Annotated in this window: 21 protein-coding genes; 1 reads left to right on the top strand and 20 read right to left on the bottom strand. The window is 62.9% G+C overall.

Features of this window, described 5'->3' with window-relative positions:
- Positions 1 to 11: 11 nt before the first annotated feature.
- From H7U37_RS00100 to nusB, 13 genes are all read right to left on the bottom strand, one after another.
- Positions 12 to 311 carry a zinc ribbon domain-containing protein gene (locus H7U37_RS00100; protein WP_204872627.1) on the bottom strand — a complete coding sequence of 100 codons (300 nt, stop codon included), beginning with the start codon at positions 309 to 311 and terminating at the stop codon, positions 12 to 14.
- Positions 312 to 638: 327 nt separating this feature from the next.
- Positions 639 to 1,163: a YcxB family protein gene (locus H7U37_RS00095; protein ID WP_204872626.1), complete on the bottom strand. Its 525-nt coding sequence runs from the start codon at positions 1,161 to 1,163 to the stop codon at positions 639 to 641.
- Positions 1,153 to 2,850: a DNA repair protein RecN gene (gene recN, locus H7U37_RS00090; protein ID WP_204872625.1), complete on the bottom strand. Its 1,698-nt coding sequence runs from the start codon at positions 2,848 to 2,850 to the stop codon at positions 1,153 to 1,155. The genes H7U37_RS00095 and recN overlap by 11 nt, the downstream gene beginning before the upstream one ends.
- Before the next feature lie 148 nt (positions 2,851 to 2,998).
- Positions 2,999 to 3,451 carry an arginine repressor gene (locus H7U37_RS00085; protein WP_204872624.1) on the bottom strand — a complete coding sequence of 151 codons (453 nt, stop codon included), beginning with the start codon at positions 3,449 to 3,451 and terminating at the stop codon, positions 2,999 to 3,001.
- Positions 3,452 to 3,461: 10 nt separating this feature from the next.
- Positions 3,462 to 4,328, bottom strand: a complete 867-nt coding sequence (locus H7U37_RS00080; protein WP_204872623.1) for an NAD(+)/NADH kinase — start codon at positions 4,326 to 4,328, stop codon at positions 3,462 to 3,464.
- Entirely contained in the window at positions 4,325 to 5,137 is an 813-nt protein-coding gene (locus H7U37_RS00075; RefSeq protein ID WP_204872622.1) for a TlyA family rRNA (cytidine-2'-O)-methyltransferase, read from the bottom strand. The genes H7U37_RS00080 and H7U37_RS00075 overlap by 4 nt, the downstream gene beginning before the upstream one ends.
- Positions 5,130 to 6,971 (bottom strand): 1-deoxy-D-xylulose-5-phosphate synthase, encoded by a 1,842-nt coding sequence (gene dxs, locus H7U37_RS00070; RefSeq protein WP_272873447.1) that lies wholly within the window; start codon positions 6,969 to 6,971, stop codon positions 5,130 to 5,132. Before dxs ends, H7U37_RS00075 begins: the two co-directional genes overlap by 8 nt.
- A gap of 48 nt (positions 6,972 to 7,019) precedes the next feature.
- Positions 7,020 to 7,493, bottom strand: coding sequence for a divergent PAP2 family protein (locus H7U37_RS00065; RefSeq protein ID WP_204872618.1), 474 nt, complete (start codon positions 7,491 to 7,493; stop codon positions 7,020 to 7,022).
- Between the two features lie 16 nt (positions 7,494 to 7,509).
- Positions 7,510 to 8,388 (bottom strand): polyprenyl synthetase family protein, encoded by an 879-nt coding sequence (locus tag H7U37_RS00060; RefSeq protein ID WP_204872616.1) that lies wholly within the window; start codon positions 8,386 to 8,388, stop codon positions 7,510 to 7,512.
- Entirely contained in the window at positions 8,385 to 8,621 is a 237-nt protein-coding gene (gene xseB, locus H7U37_RS00055; RefSeq protein WP_204872614.1) for an exodeoxyribonuclease VII small subunit, read from the bottom strand. Before xseB ends, H7U37_RS00060 begins: the two co-directional genes overlap by 4 nt.
- Positions 8,599 to 9,828 (bottom strand): exodeoxyribonuclease VII large subunit, encoded by a 1,230-nt coding sequence (gene xseA, locus H7U37_RS00050; protein ID WP_204872612.1) that lies wholly within the window; start codon positions 9,826 to 9,828, stop codon positions 8,599 to 8,601. The genes xseB and xseA overlap by 23 nt, the downstream gene beginning before the upstream one ends.
- Positions 9,825 to 10,754 (bottom strand): Kae1-like domain-containing protein, encoded by a 930-nt coding sequence (locus H7U37_RS00045; protein WP_204872610.1) that lies wholly within the window; start codon positions 10,752 to 10,754, stop codon positions 9,825 to 9,827. Before H7U37_RS00045 ends, xseA begins: the two co-directional genes overlap by 4 nt.
- Positions 10,751 to 11,254, bottom strand: a complete 504-nt coding sequence (gene nusB / locus H7U37_RS00040) for a transcription antitermination factor NusB (RefSeq protein WP_204872608.1) — start codon at positions 11,252 to 11,254, stop codon at positions 10,751 to 10,753. The genes H7U37_RS00045 and nusB overlap by 4 nt, the downstream gene beginning before the upstream one ends.
- A gap of 264 nt (positions 11,255 to 11,518) precedes the next feature.
- On the opposite strand from nusB, the gene H7U37_RS15960 reads away from it, so the two are divergent.
- Positions 11,519 to 11,647: a hypothetical protein gene (locus H7U37_RS15960; RefSeq protein WP_272873439.1), complete on the top strand. Its 129-nt coding sequence runs from the start codon at positions 11,519 to 11,521 to the stop codon at positions 11,645 to 11,647.
- A gap of 203 nt (positions 11,648 to 11,850) precedes the next feature.
- On the opposite strand, the gene H7U37_RS00035 is transcribed toward H7U37_RS15960, so the two are convergent.
- The 7 genes from H7U37_RS00035 to H7U37_RS00005 form a co-directional block, all read right to left on the bottom strand.
- On the bottom strand, positions 11,851 to 12,072 hold the full coding sequence (locus H7U37_RS00035; protein ID WP_204872606.1) for a hypothetical protein: 222 nt from the start codon (positions 12,070 to 12,072) through the stop codon (positions 11,851 to 11,853).
- Between the two features lie 13 nt (positions 12,073 to 12,085).
- Positions 12,086 to 12,409 (bottom strand): hypothetical protein, encoded by a 324-nt coding sequence (locus H7U37_RS00030; RefSeq protein ID WP_204872604.1) that lies wholly within the window; start codon positions 12,407 to 12,409, stop codon positions 12,086 to 12,088.
- Positions 12,406 to 12,630 (bottom strand): hypothetical protein, encoded by a 225-nt coding sequence (locus tag H7U37_RS00025; protein ID WP_204872602.1) that lies wholly within the window; start codon positions 12,628 to 12,630, stop codon positions 12,406 to 12,408. Before H7U37_RS00025 ends, H7U37_RS00030 begins: the two co-directional genes overlap by 4 nt.
- 78 nt (positions 12,631 to 12,708) lie before the next feature.
- Positions 12,709 to 12,936 carry a hypothetical protein gene (locus H7U37_RS00020; RefSeq protein WP_204872600.1) on the bottom strand — a complete coding sequence of 76 codons (228 nt, stop codon included), beginning with the start codon at positions 12,934 to 12,936 and terminating at the stop codon, positions 12,709 to 12,711.
- A 743-nt stretch (positions 12,937 to 13,679) separates the two neighbouring features.
- Positions 13,680 to 14,153, bottom strand: coding sequence for a phage holin family protein (locus tag H7U37_RS00015; protein WP_204872598.1), 474 nt, complete (start codon positions 14,151 to 14,153; stop codon positions 13,680 to 13,682).
- On the bottom strand, positions 14,153 to 15,709 hold the full coding sequence (locus tag H7U37_RS16540) for a peptidoglycan recognition protein family protein (RefSeq protein WP_204872596.1): 1,557 nt from the start codon (positions 15,707 to 15,709) through the stop codon (positions 14,153 to 14,155). Before H7U37_RS16540 ends, H7U37_RS00015 begins: the two co-directional genes overlap by 1 nt.
- Positions 15,706 to 15,891 carry a hypothetical protein gene (locus H7U37_RS00005; protein WP_204872594.1) on the bottom strand — a complete coding sequence of 62 codons (186 nt, stop codon included), beginning with the start codon at positions 15,889 to 15,891 and terminating at the stop codon, positions 15,706 to 15,708. The genes H7U37_RS16540 and H7U37_RS00005 overlap by 4 nt, the downstream gene beginning before the upstream one ends.
- Positions 15,892 to 16,018 lie beyond the last annotated feature (127 nt).

The following is a 16,018-nucleotide window of genomic DNA, read 5'->3' as shown; positions in this document are numbered from 1 at the left end:
TACTCCTTTATTCAGAATAACCGTTTCCCGCAGTGGGGACATTTGGGGTCGTCCAGTTCGTGGAGCTGGCCGCAGTAGGGACAGGGCGCCTGGGCGATGCCGGAACCGGGTCCCGGCGCGGTACGTTCGGCCAGATAGAAGTCCAGATGCTGACAGCTCGTGCAGCGCCACACCTCCACCGGAAGAGAGCTTTCCGCGCTCTCGTGCTCAAAGTCCCCCCGCAGATGCCAGCCGGGGTTCCCTTTCCGCAGCAGCTGCCGTCCCATGGAGACCATGGTCCCGCCGCAGCGGATACAAACGCTCCGGTCCATCTTTCCCCTCCTTTGACGCAAAAAAGCCCCCTGTCCGTTCGGACAGAGGGCGTCTTTGATACGCGGTACCACCTCTGGTTCGCCACTCCCTCGCGGGAATGACCTCGGGCCGTGCCAACACACGGCTGCGCGATAACGGGCGCGCCCGACTCAGCCCTAATAACGGTCCTCCCGCGTTCAGGCGGCTGCTCCAAGGTGTATTCACGGCCCGTCCCCTCCCCCTTACACCAAAACGGGGGTTCTCTGGGCGGGACAGGGCTCCGCTACTCTGCCTTTTCCTCACAGTGGCTGTATCAGATGGTATTATATCCGCCTTTCTCCCCTTTGTCAAGAGCCGAAAAACCGGACCTGGGCCTCTCCGTTGACCCGGCGGACCAGGTCCTCAAATTTTCCCTGGTCCTGGGCGCTCCCGAACGCCCGGCGGGGAAGCAAAAGCCAGCTGCCGTCGGCCTGGAAGAGATAGTAAAACTGCCGGCTCCGCCAAAAGCGTTTGACCTGCCAGTCCAGATACTCCGCCTTCTCTTCCGTTTCCCGGACGATATCCTCCGCCGAAAAGCAAAAGCGCACCGGCTGGGACAGCTGGGGGTCCCGGGCAAAGGTCCGGCCCGGCTGGATCAGATAGACCCACCCCAACACACCCGCCACCAGCAGCAGAAGGACCAGCGCGAAGGTGTGGAGCAGGTCCAGCGCGCCCATGGCCCAGGCCGACCAGAGCACCCCCGCCAGAGCCAGGACCAGCACCACGCCTTGCAGCCAGCTCACCCGCCAGCTCTTGCGCAGATAAAACCGCACCGCCTTTGTGTACTCCTTCCTGGTCAGCCGGAAGGAAAGACGCACCATCTCATCCTCCATGCTGTCCCTCCTTGTACCGGCCGGCCTCGTCCAGCAGCTCCGCCGCCCCCGCCAGAATGGCCGGCGTGATGTGGGCCCCGCCGGTGAGCCGGGCCAATTCTCCCTTGCGCTGCTCCCGGTCCAGCCGGTCCACCCGGGTATAGGTCCGGCCGTCCCGCTCCCCCTTCTCCACCGAGAAATGGGTGTCCGCCATGGCGGCAATCTGGGCCAGATGGGTCACGCACAGCACCTGCTTGTGCTGGGCCACGTCCGACATTTTCTCCGCCACCCGCTGAGCCGCCCGGCCGGAGACGCCGGTGTCCACCTCGTCAAAGATCAGCGTGGCGATAGGCTCGTTTTCCGCCAGTACATTTTTCAGTGCCAGCATGATGCGGGACAGCTCGCCGCCCGAGGCGATCTTCTGAATGGGTTTCAGATCCTCCCCCACGTTGGCCGACATGAGGAACTGCACCTCGTCCATGCCGGTCTCGTCCATACCCAGCGCGCCCCCCTTGGGCCGGAACTGGGTCTCAAACCGCACCTTGGGCATATCCAGCTGGGAGAGTTCCCGCTGGATGCGCCCTTGCAGCGCCTTCCCCGCTTCCTTGCGGGCGGCGGACAAAATCTCCGCCTTTTGCCGGGCCTCCCCTTCCGCCTGGGCCCGGGCCGTCTCCAGCCGGGCGATGGCGTCGTCCGAATAGGCGATCTGGTCCAGCTCCGCCCGGCACTTGTCCAGATAGGCCAGCATCTCCTCCTCCGTGTCGCCGTACTTCTTCTTCAGCCGGTAGAGTACGTCCAGCCGGCTCTCGATCTCGTCCAGCTCCCCCGGCTCAAAGTCGAAGGTCTCCCTTAAATCCCGCACCAGCTCGGCCGCTTCCTCCGCCGCCGCCGACAGCTCCGCCAGCCGGTCCGCCGCCGCCGACAGCTCGCCGCTCATGTCCGACAGCGCGGACAGCGCCCCGTACGCCTCGCCGGCCAGCGCCGCCGCGCCGGGGGCGTCATCGTCGCCGGACAGGGCGAAGTGGGCCGCCTGCACCCCCTCGATGATCTTTTCCGCGCCCCGCAGCAGGGTCCGCCGCTCGGTGAGGGCCGCCTCTTCCCCGGGCCGAAGCCCGGCCCGCTCCAGCTCCCCGATCTGATAAGTCAGGCTGTCCACCCGCCGGGCTTTTTCCGCGTCGTCCATCTGGAGTGCGGCGATCTGCCGCCGTAAATCGCTCAGCACCCCGTAGGCCCGCTGAAACCCGTCCAGCAATGCCTCCGTCCCGCCGAAGCTGTCCAGGTAGGACAGGTGACAGCGCTCGTCCAGCAGCTGCTGGCCGTCGTGCTGGCCGTGGATGTTGATGAGAGACCGGCCCACCTCCCGCAGCTGTGCCACCGTGATGAGCCGGCCGTTCATCCGGCAGACGTTCTTGCCGTCCCCCTGGATCTCCCGCTGGAGCAGGAGCTCGCCCCCCTCCGGCGTGATGCCCATGTCGGACAGCTCGGGCAGCGCCTCCACGCCGGTGAACTGGGCCTCCACCCGGGCCGACCGGGCCCCGGTGCGGATCAGATCCCGGCTGGTCCGCCCGCCGGTGATGGCACCGATGGCGTCGATGACGATGGATTTGCCCGCGCCGGTCTCGCCGGTAAGGACATTAAAGCCGCCGTCGAACTGGATGTCTGCCCGTTCGATGACGGCGATATTTTCGATGTGGAGCAGCGAAAGCATAAGTACCTCCGGACAAACTAGATAAGAAGAGTGGAGAGTTTAAGAGTGAAGAGTGGAGATATTGTGTCCGGCAGAGCCGGACCGATTTCAACTCATTCGCCGCAGGCGAATTCCATATCTGCACTCTTCTATCTCCACTCTCCACTCTTTATTGCAGCATTTTGTGGATCTCGTCGCTGAATTCCATGGCCGACTCGCTGGTGCGCATGATGAGCAGGGCGGTATCGTCTCCCGCCAGACTGCCCACCAGGCCGTCGATGTCCATACCGTCGATGGCGGCGCAGGCCGCGGAGGCCAGGCCCGGCATGGTCTTGATGACCACGATGTTCTGGGCCACATCAAAGGAGGTGACCCCCTCCTTGAAAATCGTGCGCAGCCGGCCCGCCACATTGAGGGAGACCTTCCGCTCCGAGACCGCGTAGCGGTAGGTGCCGTGGCCGGTCAGCTCCTTGATGAGATGGAGCTCCTTGATGTCCCGGGAAATGGTGGCCTGGGTGGACTGGACTCCCCGGTCCCGCAGTTCCGCCAAAAGCTGGTCCTGGGTCTCTACCTCCTGCTCCTGGATGATGCGCAGGATCTCCTGCTGTCGTTTGGCTTTCATGTGGTGAAGCTCACATCCTTCCTAGTTTATGGGTCATGACTTCATAAAACGTGCGTCCGGTCAGACGGATCAGACGGGTCCTTACCCGCGCCTGCCGGACCAGCATGATGTCCCCGCCGCTGAGCCGGAAGGCCTTGCCCCCGTCCACCGAAAGGTAGGCGATCTTGCGGGACAGGGCCTTCATCTTCACCGTCACCTGACGGCGGTGGTCCAGCACAAAGGGCAGCACATTGACCGCGTGGGGACAGATGGGGGTGACGATGATATTGTCCGCCGTGGGCTCCACCAGAGGCCCCCCCGCCGACATGGAGTAGGCCGTGGAGCCGGTGGGAGTGCTGACGATGACGCCGTCCCCCGAAAAGGCCATGATGGGCGCCCGGTCGCACCGGACCTCCACATCCACCACCCGGGACACCGCGCCCTTGGTCACCACCGCGTCGTTGAGGGCCAGGTCGGAAAAGACCGTCTTTCCCTCCCGGCGCACCTCCACCTCCAGCATCATGCGGGTCTCCACGGTGAACTTGCCTGACGGAAGCCGGGCCAGCATGGACAGCTCCCCCTGTTCCACCTCGGCCATAAAGCCCACGCTGCCCAGATTCACCCCCAAAATGGGGACCTTGTGGGCCACCGCGTCCTTGGCCGCGTGGAGGATGGTGCCGTCTCCCCCGAAGCAGACCAGCGCCTCCGCCGTGGGCAGCTCCTCCTCCATGTTGGCGTAGTCCAGATGGCGGGGCAGCTCGGTGGCGCTGCTCCCCTCCGGCAGAAAGGGCAGGCAGATACACGTCTCCGCGCCGGCCCCCGCCAGCACCCGCATGGCCGCCTGGGCCACCTTCAGGCCCTTATCCCGGTAGGGATTGGGGCTGAGTATGATCTTCAATGTCCCGTTCCCTCCAGTACCCGATGGGATTCCTCCACCAGCGCCCACAGGTCGCCCGTCCAGCCGGCCCCGCCGGCCCCCACGTGGAGGTATGCCAGGTATTCGATGTTCCCCTCCGGTCCCCGGATGGGTGAAAAGTCCATATCCTTTACGGTAAAATCCGCCTCTTTGGCGTAGTCCAGAAAATGCTCCAGCACCTCCAGATGGACCTTGGGGTCCCGGACGACCCCCTTTTTGCCCACCTTCTCACGACCGGCCTCAAACTGAGGCTTCACCAGGCAGACCACCTGCCCCGTGGGCGAGAGCACCCCCCGCAGGGCCGGCAGAATGAGCCGCAGCGAAATAAAGGACACGTCCACCGACGCAAAATCCAGCTCCTCCGGGATCTGTTCATGGGTCAGATAGCGGGCGTTGGTCCGCTCCAGCGCCACCACCCTGGGGTCGGTGCGGATCTTCCAGTCCAGCTTGCCATAGCCGGTGTCCACCGCGTAGACCTTCCCCGCGCCGTTTTGCAGCATACAGTCGGAAAAGCCCCCGGTAGACGCCCCAATGTCGGCGCAGACCTTGCCCTTCAGGTCCACCGGAAAGACCGCCATGGCCTTTTCCAGCTTCAGACCGCCCCGGCTCACATAGGGGATGGCCTTGCCGCGCACCTCGATCTGGGCGTCCTCCGACACCCCGGCGCCCGCCTTATCCACCCGCTGCCCGTCCACAAATACCAGCCCGCTCATGATGGTGGCCTGGGCCTTCTGCCGGCTCTCAAACAGCCCGCGCTCGGTGAGCAGTACATCCAATCTCTTCTTAGCCACGGCCCAGAACCTCCTCCGCTCGTTTCGCTATGGCTTCCGGCGACAGTCCGCACAGAGTGCGCAGCTCGTCCACCGTTCCGTGGGGCACATACTTGTCCCCCAAGTTCTGTAAAGCAAATCCCTTTACGGCAATTCCGCCCTCCAGCAGGGCGGCGGCGATCCGGGGGCCCACGGCGCTGCCCGCCGCGCACTCCTCCGCCGCCAAAACACAGCCCGTCTTTGCCGCCGAGGCGCACAGCAGCTCCCCGTCAAAGGGTGTAATGCGGTAAAGCTTTACAACCTCCGCCGAGATCCCTCTCTCCTCCAGCAGCCGTGCGGCGTCCAGCACCTGGTTGATGAGGGTGCCGTAGCTCACCAGCGTGATATCCTTCCCCTCCCGCAGCACCGCCGCGGGCGCGGGGCCAGCGTCTCCCTGCCAGGGGCCCTCTCCCCCTCTGGGGTAGCGGATGGCCACCGGGCCGGTACATTCCGCCACCGCCTGCCGGAGGGCGCGGCGCAGCTCGGCAAAGCTGGCCGGACAGTATACCGTCATGCCCGGCACCAGCGACAGGAGACCGATGTCGAATACCCCGTGGTGGGTCTCGCCGTCGGCCCCCACCAGGCCGGCCCGGTCCACCCCAAAGACCACGTGCAGCTTCTGGATGCCCACGTCATGGAGCAGCATATCACAGGAGCGCTGCAAAAAGGTGCTGTATACCGCGAATACCGGTATCATGCCCTGCTTGGCCATGCCCGCCGCCATGGCGGTGGCGTGCCCCTCGGCAATGCCCACGTCAAAGGACCGCTGGGGATACCGGGCAAAAAAACCGTCCAGACCGGTGCCCGACTGCATGGCCGCCGTAATGGCGCACACCCGTTCGTCCTCCTCCGCCAGGGCGCAGAGGGTCTGACCAAAGACGGCGGAAAAATCCGTCCCGCCCCGGCTCACCGCCTCGCCGCTCTCCACGCAGAACCGGCCCACGCCGTGGAATTTGTCCGGGTTGCGCTCGGCGGGCGGATAGCCCTTGCCCTTGGTGGTGCGGATATGGAGGAGCACCGGACCCTTCAGCTCCCTGGCGTACTGGAGCAGACGAGTCAGACGGCGCACGTCGTGGCCGTCCACCGGGCCCAGATAGGCAAAGCCCATGTCCTCAAACATGCTGCACGGCAGCAGCGTCCCTTTGATGGCGGTCTTAATGCCGTGGGTGATCCGGTAGATCCGCTTGCCCCCGGGCAGCACCCCCATCACCTTCCGGTAGCCCGCCTTGAAGCGGAGATACTGGGGCTTTAGCCGCTGGCGGGCCAGATGCTCCGCCACGCCCCCCACGTTCTTGGTGATGGACATGCCGTTGTCATTCAAAATGACGATGAGCGGCTCCCCGCTGCTCCCCGCGTCGGACAGGCCCTCGTAGGCCAGACCGCCGGTGAGGGCCCCGTCGCCGATGAGGGCCAGGACCTGATAATCCTCCCCCCGCAGCGTCCGGGCCCGGGCCATGCCCACCGCCACCGACACCGAGTTGGAGGCGTGGCCCGCAATGAAGGCGTCATGGACGCTCTCCGCCGGCTTGGGAAAGCCCGCCAGACCGTTGAGGGTGCGCAGCGTGTCCATCTGCCCGGCACGGCCGGCGAGGATTTTGTGAATATAGCACTGGTGGCCCACGTCAAAGACCAGCCGGTCCCGGCCGGTGTCAAAGACCCGGTGGATGGCCACCGTGATCTCCACGGCGCCCAGATTGGAGGCAAGATGTCCCCCCGTCCGCGACACGCTGTCAATCAAAAAAGACCGGAGGCGGGTGCAGAGGGCCTCCGCCTCCTGGTCCGTAAGTTCTCTCATGTTTCGTTCTTCCTCTTCCAGCGTGACGATACTAACACCTCCCCGTGCGCTTCCCGCCGTCCGCCGTGTTCACCCCCACAGCCACATGCCGCCCAGACCCACGGCCACGCCCAGCAGCGCGCCCATGACCACCTGAAACGGGGTGTGGCCCAAAAGCTCCTTGAGCTCCTTGGTGAAAAACTGGGGGCGCATCTCCTGCCAGTGGTCCATCATATAGTTGAGGATCTTGGCCATTTCGCCCGCCGCCCGGCGGACGTTGGAGGCGTCGTACATGACCACGATGGCCACCACCGCCGAAATGGCGAAGGCCACCGACGTCCACCCCTCCATCACCCCCACCGACGAGGCGCAGGCGCACACAAAAGCCGAGTGAGAGCTGGGCATACCGCCGCTGGACAGGATGTGCCGCCAGTCCAGCCGGCGGTTGCGCACCAGCACCACGAAAAACTTGATGATCTGGGCCAGGGCCCAGGCCAGAATGGAGAGATTCAGGATCAGATTTCCCGTCAGCACATGGGTCACGTTCTCAACGTCAATGGGCATCGGTCCCTCTCCTCCCTCAATTGTTGCGGCCCACCAGGGTGCGGGCCAGCCAGCGGAGAAACTCCGGCTGGGCAAAGCCGTCCAGGGCGCGCTCGGCCTCGGCGGTGAGCTGCTCCACCAGCTTGTGGCACTGCTCCAGGCCCTTGAGGGTCACAAAGGTGGTCTTTTCGTTGGCCGCGTCGGAGCCGATGGGCTTGCCCAGGGTGGCGGCGTCGCCCTCCACGTCCAGCATGTCGTCCCGGATCTGGAAGGCCAGACCCAGCTTCTGGGCGTATTTGACCACCGCCTTCCGCTCCTCCGGGCTGCCGCCGGCCAGGATGCAGCCCATCTCGCAGGCCGCCGAGATGAGGGCCCCCGTCTTGAGCCGCTGTAACTCCTCCACCTCGGAAAGCGCCAGGGCGTGGCCCTCGCCGGCCATATCCAGCGCCTGTCCGCCCACCATGCCCCGGGCGCCCGCCGCCCGGCCCAGACAGGCCGCCGCGTCCAGCACCCGCTGGGCCGGCAAATCGCAGCCGCTCTCCAGCATGGTCTCAAAGGCCGCCGTCAGCAACGCGTCGCCCGCCAGAATGGCGGTGGCCTCGCCGTAGACCTTGTGGTTGGTGGGCCGGCCACGGCGCAGGTCGTCGTTATCCATGCTGGGCAGATCGTCGTGGATGAGGGAATAGGTGTGCAGCATCTCAATGGCGCAGGCAAAGGGCAGAATCTGCTCCGGATCGCCGCCGCACAGCCGGCAGGTCTCCAGCATCAGCACCGGGCGCAGCCGCTTGCCGCCGGCCAGCAGACTGTACCGCATGGCGTCGTACAGGTCCGCCCGGGTCTCCCGCTCCCGGAACGCCTCGTGGAGCCACGCCTCCACCAGAGCGGTATCCTCCTTCATCTGTTGGGCAAAGTTCATTGTCCGTCCTCTCCTTCCATCGGGGCCTCCACCGGCGCGCCGTCCGGTCCGGCCACCAGCTTGCGGACCTTCTGCTCGGCCCGGTTGAGCATGGTGGTGCATTGCTTCATCAGCGCCGTCCCCTCCTCAAAGAGGGCCATGGACTCCTCCAGGGAGACGTCCCCCTCTTCCATCCGGCGGACGATCTCCTCCAGCCGGCCGGCGGCCTCTTCAAAGCTTTTCTTCACAGCCATGGTCCTGGCTCCTTTCTCCCTCCGCCACACGGCAGAAAATGGTCCCCTCCGCCACGCGGAGAGACAGTCCGTCGCCCGGCGCCACCTGTCCGGCGCTGCGCACCACGGTGCCGTCCGCCTTCCGGGCCACGGCGTAGCCCCGGCCCAGCACCTTCAGGGGGCTCATGGCGTCCAGCCCCGCCGCCAGCGCGGCCAGGCGCTCCCGTTCTCCGCTCAGTCTCCGCCGCAGCGCGCCGGAGAGCCGTTCCCGCTGGTAGTCCAGCAGCAGGCGGCGGTCCTGGATGGGGGCCATGGGGTCAGTGAGCGCCCGCCGCCGGGCCAGCTGCTCCAGCCGGCTCCCGGCCCGCTCCAGCTGCCGGACCATGGCCCGCTGCATCCGCCGCTGGAGCTGCATGAGCCCCCCGGAGACCTCGCTCTGGTCGGGCACCGCCAGCTCGGCGGCGTTGGACGGGGTGGCGGCCCGCAGGTCGGCCACAAAATCGGCGATGGTCACGTCCGGTTCGTGGCCCACCGCCGAGATCACCGGGATTTCCGAGGCATAGATGGCTCTGGCCACCCCCTCGTCGTTGAAGCACCACAGATCCTCCATGGACCCGCCGCCCCGGCCGGTGATGATGAGGTCAGCCACCCGGTAGCGGTTGGCCCACCCCAGGGCGGCGGCGATCTCCGCCGGGGCCTCGGCCCCCTGCACCCGCACGGGGAGCACAAAAATTTCGCTCATGGGCCACCGGGCTTTCAGAATGCGCAGCATGTCCCGCACCGCCGCGCCCGCCGCCGAGGTGATCAGGGCGATGCGCGCCGGATAGCGGGGGATGGGCTTTTTATGGGCCGGGTCAAAGAGGCCCTCCCGGTAGAGCTTTTCCTTACAGGCTTCAAAGGCCAAGTGCAGCTCCCCCACCCCCTCCGGCGAGAGCTGGGAACAGTAGAGCTGATACTGCCCGTCCCGGGGAAAGACGGTCACCCGGCCGAAAGCCACCACCTGCATCCCGTTCTGGGGACGAAAGCGCAGGGCGGACGCCTCCCGCCGGAACATCACGCAGCGTATGGCTCCTTCCCCATCTTTCAGGGAGAAGTAGTGGTGCCCCGAGGGGTACACCTTATAATTGGAAAGCTCGCCCCGGATCATCACGCCCCCCAGCACCCGGTCACCGTCCAGCAGGCTCTTGATATACTGGTTGATCTGGGAAACGGTATAGACGCTGTTCATCGTCCTTCCTCCCAAAGGCGGCTGGCCAGAATGGCCACCCCCATGGCGTTGTCGGTGGAGTAGCGGGGCTCGGCAAAGAGGGCGCCGGCCATATACTGTCTTAAAATCCGGTTGGACGCCACCCCGCCGGAAAAGAGAACCGGCAGCCCGCTCTCCCCTTCCCTGGCCGCCTCGGTGGTGCGGCGCACAATGTCGGCTATGGTATTCAGGGCGAACCGGGCCACGTCGGCGGGCGGTTCCCCCTGGTCGATGCGTTTTTGTACTTGATTCTCCACCCCGGACAGGGAGAAGGTCAGGCCGCTGCGCTTGACCTTGAACCCGTCGGCGCAGTCGGACCGAGCGGCCAGGTCGTCCAGCGCCTTACCCGCCGGAAAGTTTAATCCCAGCTTCTGGCCGGTGCGGTCGATGAGCTGGCCGGCGGAGATGTCGCTGGTGCCCCCCAGCTTTTCAATGGACACGTTTTTGCCCGCCGGCTCCACCCGCAGCAGCTCGGTGGTGCCGCCGGAAAGGTGCCAGGCCAAAAAGGGCCTGTCCAGCAGGTCAAGGCGGCCGGCGGACCAGGCGGCGGCGGCCAGGTGCCCCTGCTGGTGGGACACCGGGAAAAAGGGCGCCCCCAGCGCGTCGGCAATGGCTCTCCCCTGTCCCTCTCCCGCCAGAAAGCAGGGCATATAGGACCCCTCCACCGGACGGGGCCGCACCGAGGCGGCCACCCCCTTCAGCCCCGTGAGCCACCCCTCCGCCCGCAGCCGGGCGATGAGTCCGGGCAGAGCCTTGACGTGCTGAAAGAGGGCGTCGCTCTGCCGCAGACCCAGGGCGCCGGCGGGCACCTCCAGTAGCCTGCCGCAGTTGAGGCCCGTTTCGCCGTCAAAAACCGCGGCGGAGGTGGTATAGTTGCTGGTGTCCAGGCCCAGGAACCGGCCGCTCATTGGGGCTGCTCCTCCCCTGTCTCCTGCTTGGGGGCGATGGGGCTCTGCCGCTCGGGCAGGCACTCGCTGCGCACGAAGGTGCCCAAAATGCCGTTGACGAAGGACACCACCTCGGGGCTCTCATAGCGCTTGGTCAGCTCCACCGCCTCATTGATGGCGGCGGCGTTGGGGATGTCCTGCATATACAGGATCTCGTACATGGCCACCCGCATGATGGCGATGGCCACCCGGGGGATGCGGGCGAATTTCCAGCCGATGGCGTAGCGGGAAATATACTCGTCCAGCTCCGGGCAGTGGGCGTAGACCCCGCGCACCAGGGTGCGGATATAAGCCTGCTGCTCCTCATCGGGGAACTTGGCGTACAGGGGCTCCTCCCCCCCGATCTGGGCGAAGGTGGCGGGGGTCAGCATGGCGTCCAGCAGTTCGTCCGCCGTTTCATGGAAAAAACCCAGCTCAAAGGTAAAATGGACCGCGATCTCGCGGGCATTGGTTCTAGTCATGTTTTGCCTCCAATCCGGGCCGCTTTCCCTGCCGCCCGGTATATCCAATATCCATTCTATTATACACAAGAATATGCAAAAAGGAAAGCCCTATCTTTGGACCGGCGGGTTTTATGGACTTTCGCTGTGGCGTTTTCCGGTCATGCCTCCGCCTTTTGTACTGTTTCGCCGTCTTTGCGTGCCGCGGTTCCATTCTCCTGTCACGCATTTGTAACCAGCCTGTCGCTGACGGCTGACATTTGGACAATATTCCGCAATTATATTTTGGGGAAAAACTACATCCGCTATCCGGCCGCCCAACAGCTGGGCCAGAAGGTCCAGGGCCGGTATGTGGACCCGGAGGCCGGGGCGCTCCTGAGCCGGGACACCGAGATCCGGGCGGCTGGGTTATGAAATTCCGCCTTCCTTTTCCCGTCCGGCGGCACAGAAAACCGGCCTATCCCGATCAGAGGAGAGGCCGGTTTTTTCCGCTTTTTTCAATGATCTCATAAACCTTTCCATGGGTCAACGTGAGCGGGTCTGATTTCCCCATATACCTTACTTTCATTTGTACCTGTGCCTCCAACACTCAGTTCCTGAAGTCAATTATGTCCCTTTCAGAGCCGCAGCTCCTCCGCGAGTTCTTCCAGTGAATGACCGTCAAGAAAGGGTTCCCGCATGGCCGCTTCCACGGAATGAACCGTTACTTCTTCCCCGTTGTAGCAAAGGGATATATCAGACCGGCTGAACGGGCAGATGGAGCCGGATTTCCCATGATACTCAAAGTCAATATCCTGGGCCAGGCTGTCGATCCAGTCAAATAATTCTTTTGCGCTCATAGTAGAACCGATTTTATCTTTGTTGATAATGATAGCCTCCCCTACATACGATGCCTGGGTCATCCATCACCATTCGGATGTGCTCTCCCGGGATTCCATTGGGAAAAGCCTCACAAGTTGCAGAGCCGTGATAGTATCTACATATATTACACAGTGGATGAATCACACCCGGCAACATATGAAGCCGTACGTTCAGCCGCTCCTCCTCCGACAAATCCGCGTATCTTCTCCCGCGTTCCTGCTCGGGCAGTTTCCAGAACTGCTCTAACGTTAAATTCCTGTCGGACATATCAGAAAGGAGGATGTCCTCGATGGCTTTCATCATCTCATCCGTCATGTCGCATCACCCGCAAATGCAATACGTTCAATTTCACTGAGCGCAAGCACCGTACTGCATCCAACATCCAGACAAGGCTCTGCAATGCCAAATTCTTCTTTGCTTACCACAGCCCCGTAGGCCCAACACCGCCCTGCAAACGTCTGGCCGCCGCATACGGTCACGCGCAGAACCCGGCCGGAATCCATATAGTCAAACAGGTCCTTTTCTGTATACCTCATTTGCGTGCCTTCGCTCCCTTCCGGCGAACCTCGGCGCCGTTGCCTCGCCGGAGAATGGCCTCAATGGCCTGAAGTATCTCATGCATCGTTCTTTTTCTCATCGTCCAGAACTTCGATATGAGCGATTTCCATCTCCGTGAACCCTATGATATGAGACGCCGTTTCCAGGTCGATTTCCGCAAATTGGTTTCCTGCATCGTCATAATCAAAGTTATAACCGTACAGCTCGCCAGTATAAATGTTTCCATCCACGTCGTGGATACGGAGCTTCTTTCCAAAGTAATCGTCTGGATATTTTATCTTCATCGTCTTTTCTCACTAAGTGCTTCCATCTTGAATAAACAGGTATTCGTATCTCTCTTGAAGGGCATTTAACCGACAAAACAATACCTGTAATGCCTCATTTTCTTGCGTGCCCCACGGAGTGTCCCTACCATGCCAATCCGGATACTGCTTACGCCCTTCCCGCTCGATTTGTTCCGCCTGTGCCTGGTAGTCTGACAACAGCACGTTACACTGCTCCCTGTATTGGACATAGTCCGGGTGGCTATGATCGATTTTTCTTTTGTCGGCCATACAAAAATTCACACGCCTTACTCACGTCTCATGGTATCCGTCCATGTCTATATTGATTTCCCCGTCAAAGACCAACTCCGTCACATCTTTTTTGAATATCTTTTTGAATCTATAATACCCTTCTTCATAGGAATTTTCAACCGTTTTATTCGTCCATCTCATCAGATATACACATATACTATATATACTATATATATTATTCCAGCAGCCTGGATATGGATATTAAAAATTGCCGGAAACAAAAAAGAGGACTGGAACCAACGTCTTTTCGTTGATTTCAGTCCTCTTTGGCGGAGAAGGAGGGATTTGAACCCTCGCTGCGGTTTCCCACACTACTCCCTTAGCAGGGGCTGAAAACCCGTTGTGCCGCAATGGATTGAAGAAATTCGCTAACTGTATTGCTAACTATAAAATGTTTTTTTGAACGGTCATAGCGCCACGTTTTTTGCGCTGCCCATTCCGTATCTGGATACCTATTTATCCTCTTCCTCCGGTGTGATCTTGTCCCCTGCCTCATCCACGGCGTCCTGGAGGGCGTCCACGGTCTTGGCCATCCAGGACGGAATGGGCGCACCCAGGGCGCCGGCATTTTCGATAATACTTCCCGCCTCGGTGAGGATGTACCAGGTGACCACCAGCGGGCAGATGAGGACGGTATAGGCAAACGGCAGGGTCACCGGGATATTGCCCAGCAGGTGCCCCACCACCAGATCCAGGAGCCCGGCCACCATCACGGCCACGATCTCCCCCGCCTTGTGCCAGATGCCCTCCCGGGCCACAGCGCTGGACCACTCGCCGTTTTTACAGGCGGCAGCGGAGCCGGTGAGGTAGTCAATGGCCATAAAGCAGACCCAGGCAAACACCACCCAGCCAAACCAGCCCCACAGGGCGGTGAGGGCGGCGCAGACGGCGGAGACAGTCGCCTTGAAGGCGTTGACCTTGTCCATCACTTCCCCTCCTTGATGAGGCGATAAAGCCGCTGGAGCATGGTCCACTCCTCGGCCCGGGTGCAGGGGTCCGTGGGCCGGGTGCCGTCTGCAATACCCATTTCCATAGCCCATTTCTGGGCGTCAGCATACCAGGGTGCGGTGGTCTCCGTCTTCCCTTCCATCTTCTCCTTTACCTCCTGCCTAAAATCGTCCATGCTCTTGCCGTGCTGGGGAAACCAGTGCTCCACGTCGGCGTGGTTGGAGGCGATGCCCACCCGGCAGCCCTCCGCATGGCACAGGATATCCGTCACAGGGTCCAGTCCGTAGTCCCGGCACAGCTTGGCGCACAGCGCCACGGCACGGGTCCAGACCGCCTGGAAATAGTCCTCCACCTCCTGGGGATTATAGGCCAGATAGCTGCCAGACCGGGTGGCCAGCGCCGCCCGGGTGGCGGGGCCGCAGGAGCCATCCACCGTAAGACCGGCGTCGGCCTGGTAGGCTTTCACCGCCGCCTCGCACCCCGGGCCAAAGGAGCCGTCCACGCCCTTGGGATCATACCCCCTGGCCTGGAGCTCCAGCTGGAGCCGCGTCACTGCCCAGGCGGGGTTGGTGTTGCCCCGGTACAGCGCCACCCACTCCGCCGGCAGCAGGCGGCACTCCTCCGGCTCGCAGATCTCAAAGCTGATATGGGTGTCGTTGGCGCTCTTTCCGCCGGAGCCGACGCCGGCGTGCCAGCCCCGGCAGGTCCAGGGCAGCGTCTGGAGCGTCTGGGTGTCGTCGATGATGGCGTGGACTGCCGCGTCGGTGTTGGAGTTGTTCCAGGTGGCCCTCAGGCTGTCGGCCATGACGCCGGGCGCTGCGGTGCTATGTACCATGATGCCCCTGGGGGTGATGGTCTTCCCCGCCTTATAGCAGGCTGACCCAGTCATGATGGTGCTGGTGATTTCATCCACAGGCTTGTCCTCCTTCTTGTTTTTCGCATAAACCACGATATAGTTGTGGCACTTCCGGCCGTCTCCGGGGATGACTTGTCCGTCAAACCAGCACTGAGCGGACCCACCGCCATCTCCCATGACGAAGGAGGTGCAGCCATCCGCGGCCATGTCGTTTCGCAGTCCCTCCGGGGTGCGGGCATCCTTTGTGCCGTCCTGGGAGGCATACAGCCGCAGGTATCCCAGCTTCATTCCCATGCCGCTCCGGCCACGGATGCCGCCCTGGGCAGCGGCATAGCTCAAAGAGGTGATGGGGCCGGAGGGACCGATCAGCGGTGTGGTCGTCCAAAAATTAGCGTAGCGATCCCGCTCCAGCGTCAGGCATACATCCGGCCCGGTGTCCCAGCCGTAGCCGTAGGCTGTCCAAGGCTTGCCGGAGATCCAGTCACCCTCCGCCTTGAGAAGCGGGCAGGCGGAGCCGTCGGGGTTCCACATTCCGCCGTTAATGACGTACACCTTGCAGTCAGGCCGGCGGGCTCTGGCCTTGGCCGCCACCTGAGAGAGCGTCTCCCGACAGTAGCCCAGATAGAGCTCAATGGCCACAACCTGATCCATTGGAATATCTGCAATCAATTTACTCATTTGTCCTCCTCCGTGATTCCGTACTTTTCCAGGATGGGGCCAATGGTCTCGTCCTTCAGGAGGTTTTTCACCTGTCCGGGCGGCAGCGCGCCCAGGATGGTCATGAGGTCCTCGGCTTTCTCCCGGTTGGCGGCCACGGCCCGGTTATAGGCGATGATCCTAGCCCTCAGCTCTTCCTTCATTCCACCACTCCCGTCAAGATCATGTCCAGGGCCTCGTGGAGCTCGTCCACGTCGGCCTGCTCCGCCTTGGTCTCCTCCAGGCGCCGGATGCGCTCCGCTTCGGTGGGCGTCTCCTCCACCGCCAGCG

This window comes from Pseudoflavonifractor phocaeensis, from assembly GCF_016901735.1.
Lineage (GTDB): Bacteria > Bacillota > Clostridia > Oscillospirales > Oscillospiraceae > Pseudoflavonifractor_A.
Note: the sequence above shows the minus strand (reverse complement) of the source record. Positions and strands in the feature narration are given on the sequence as shown.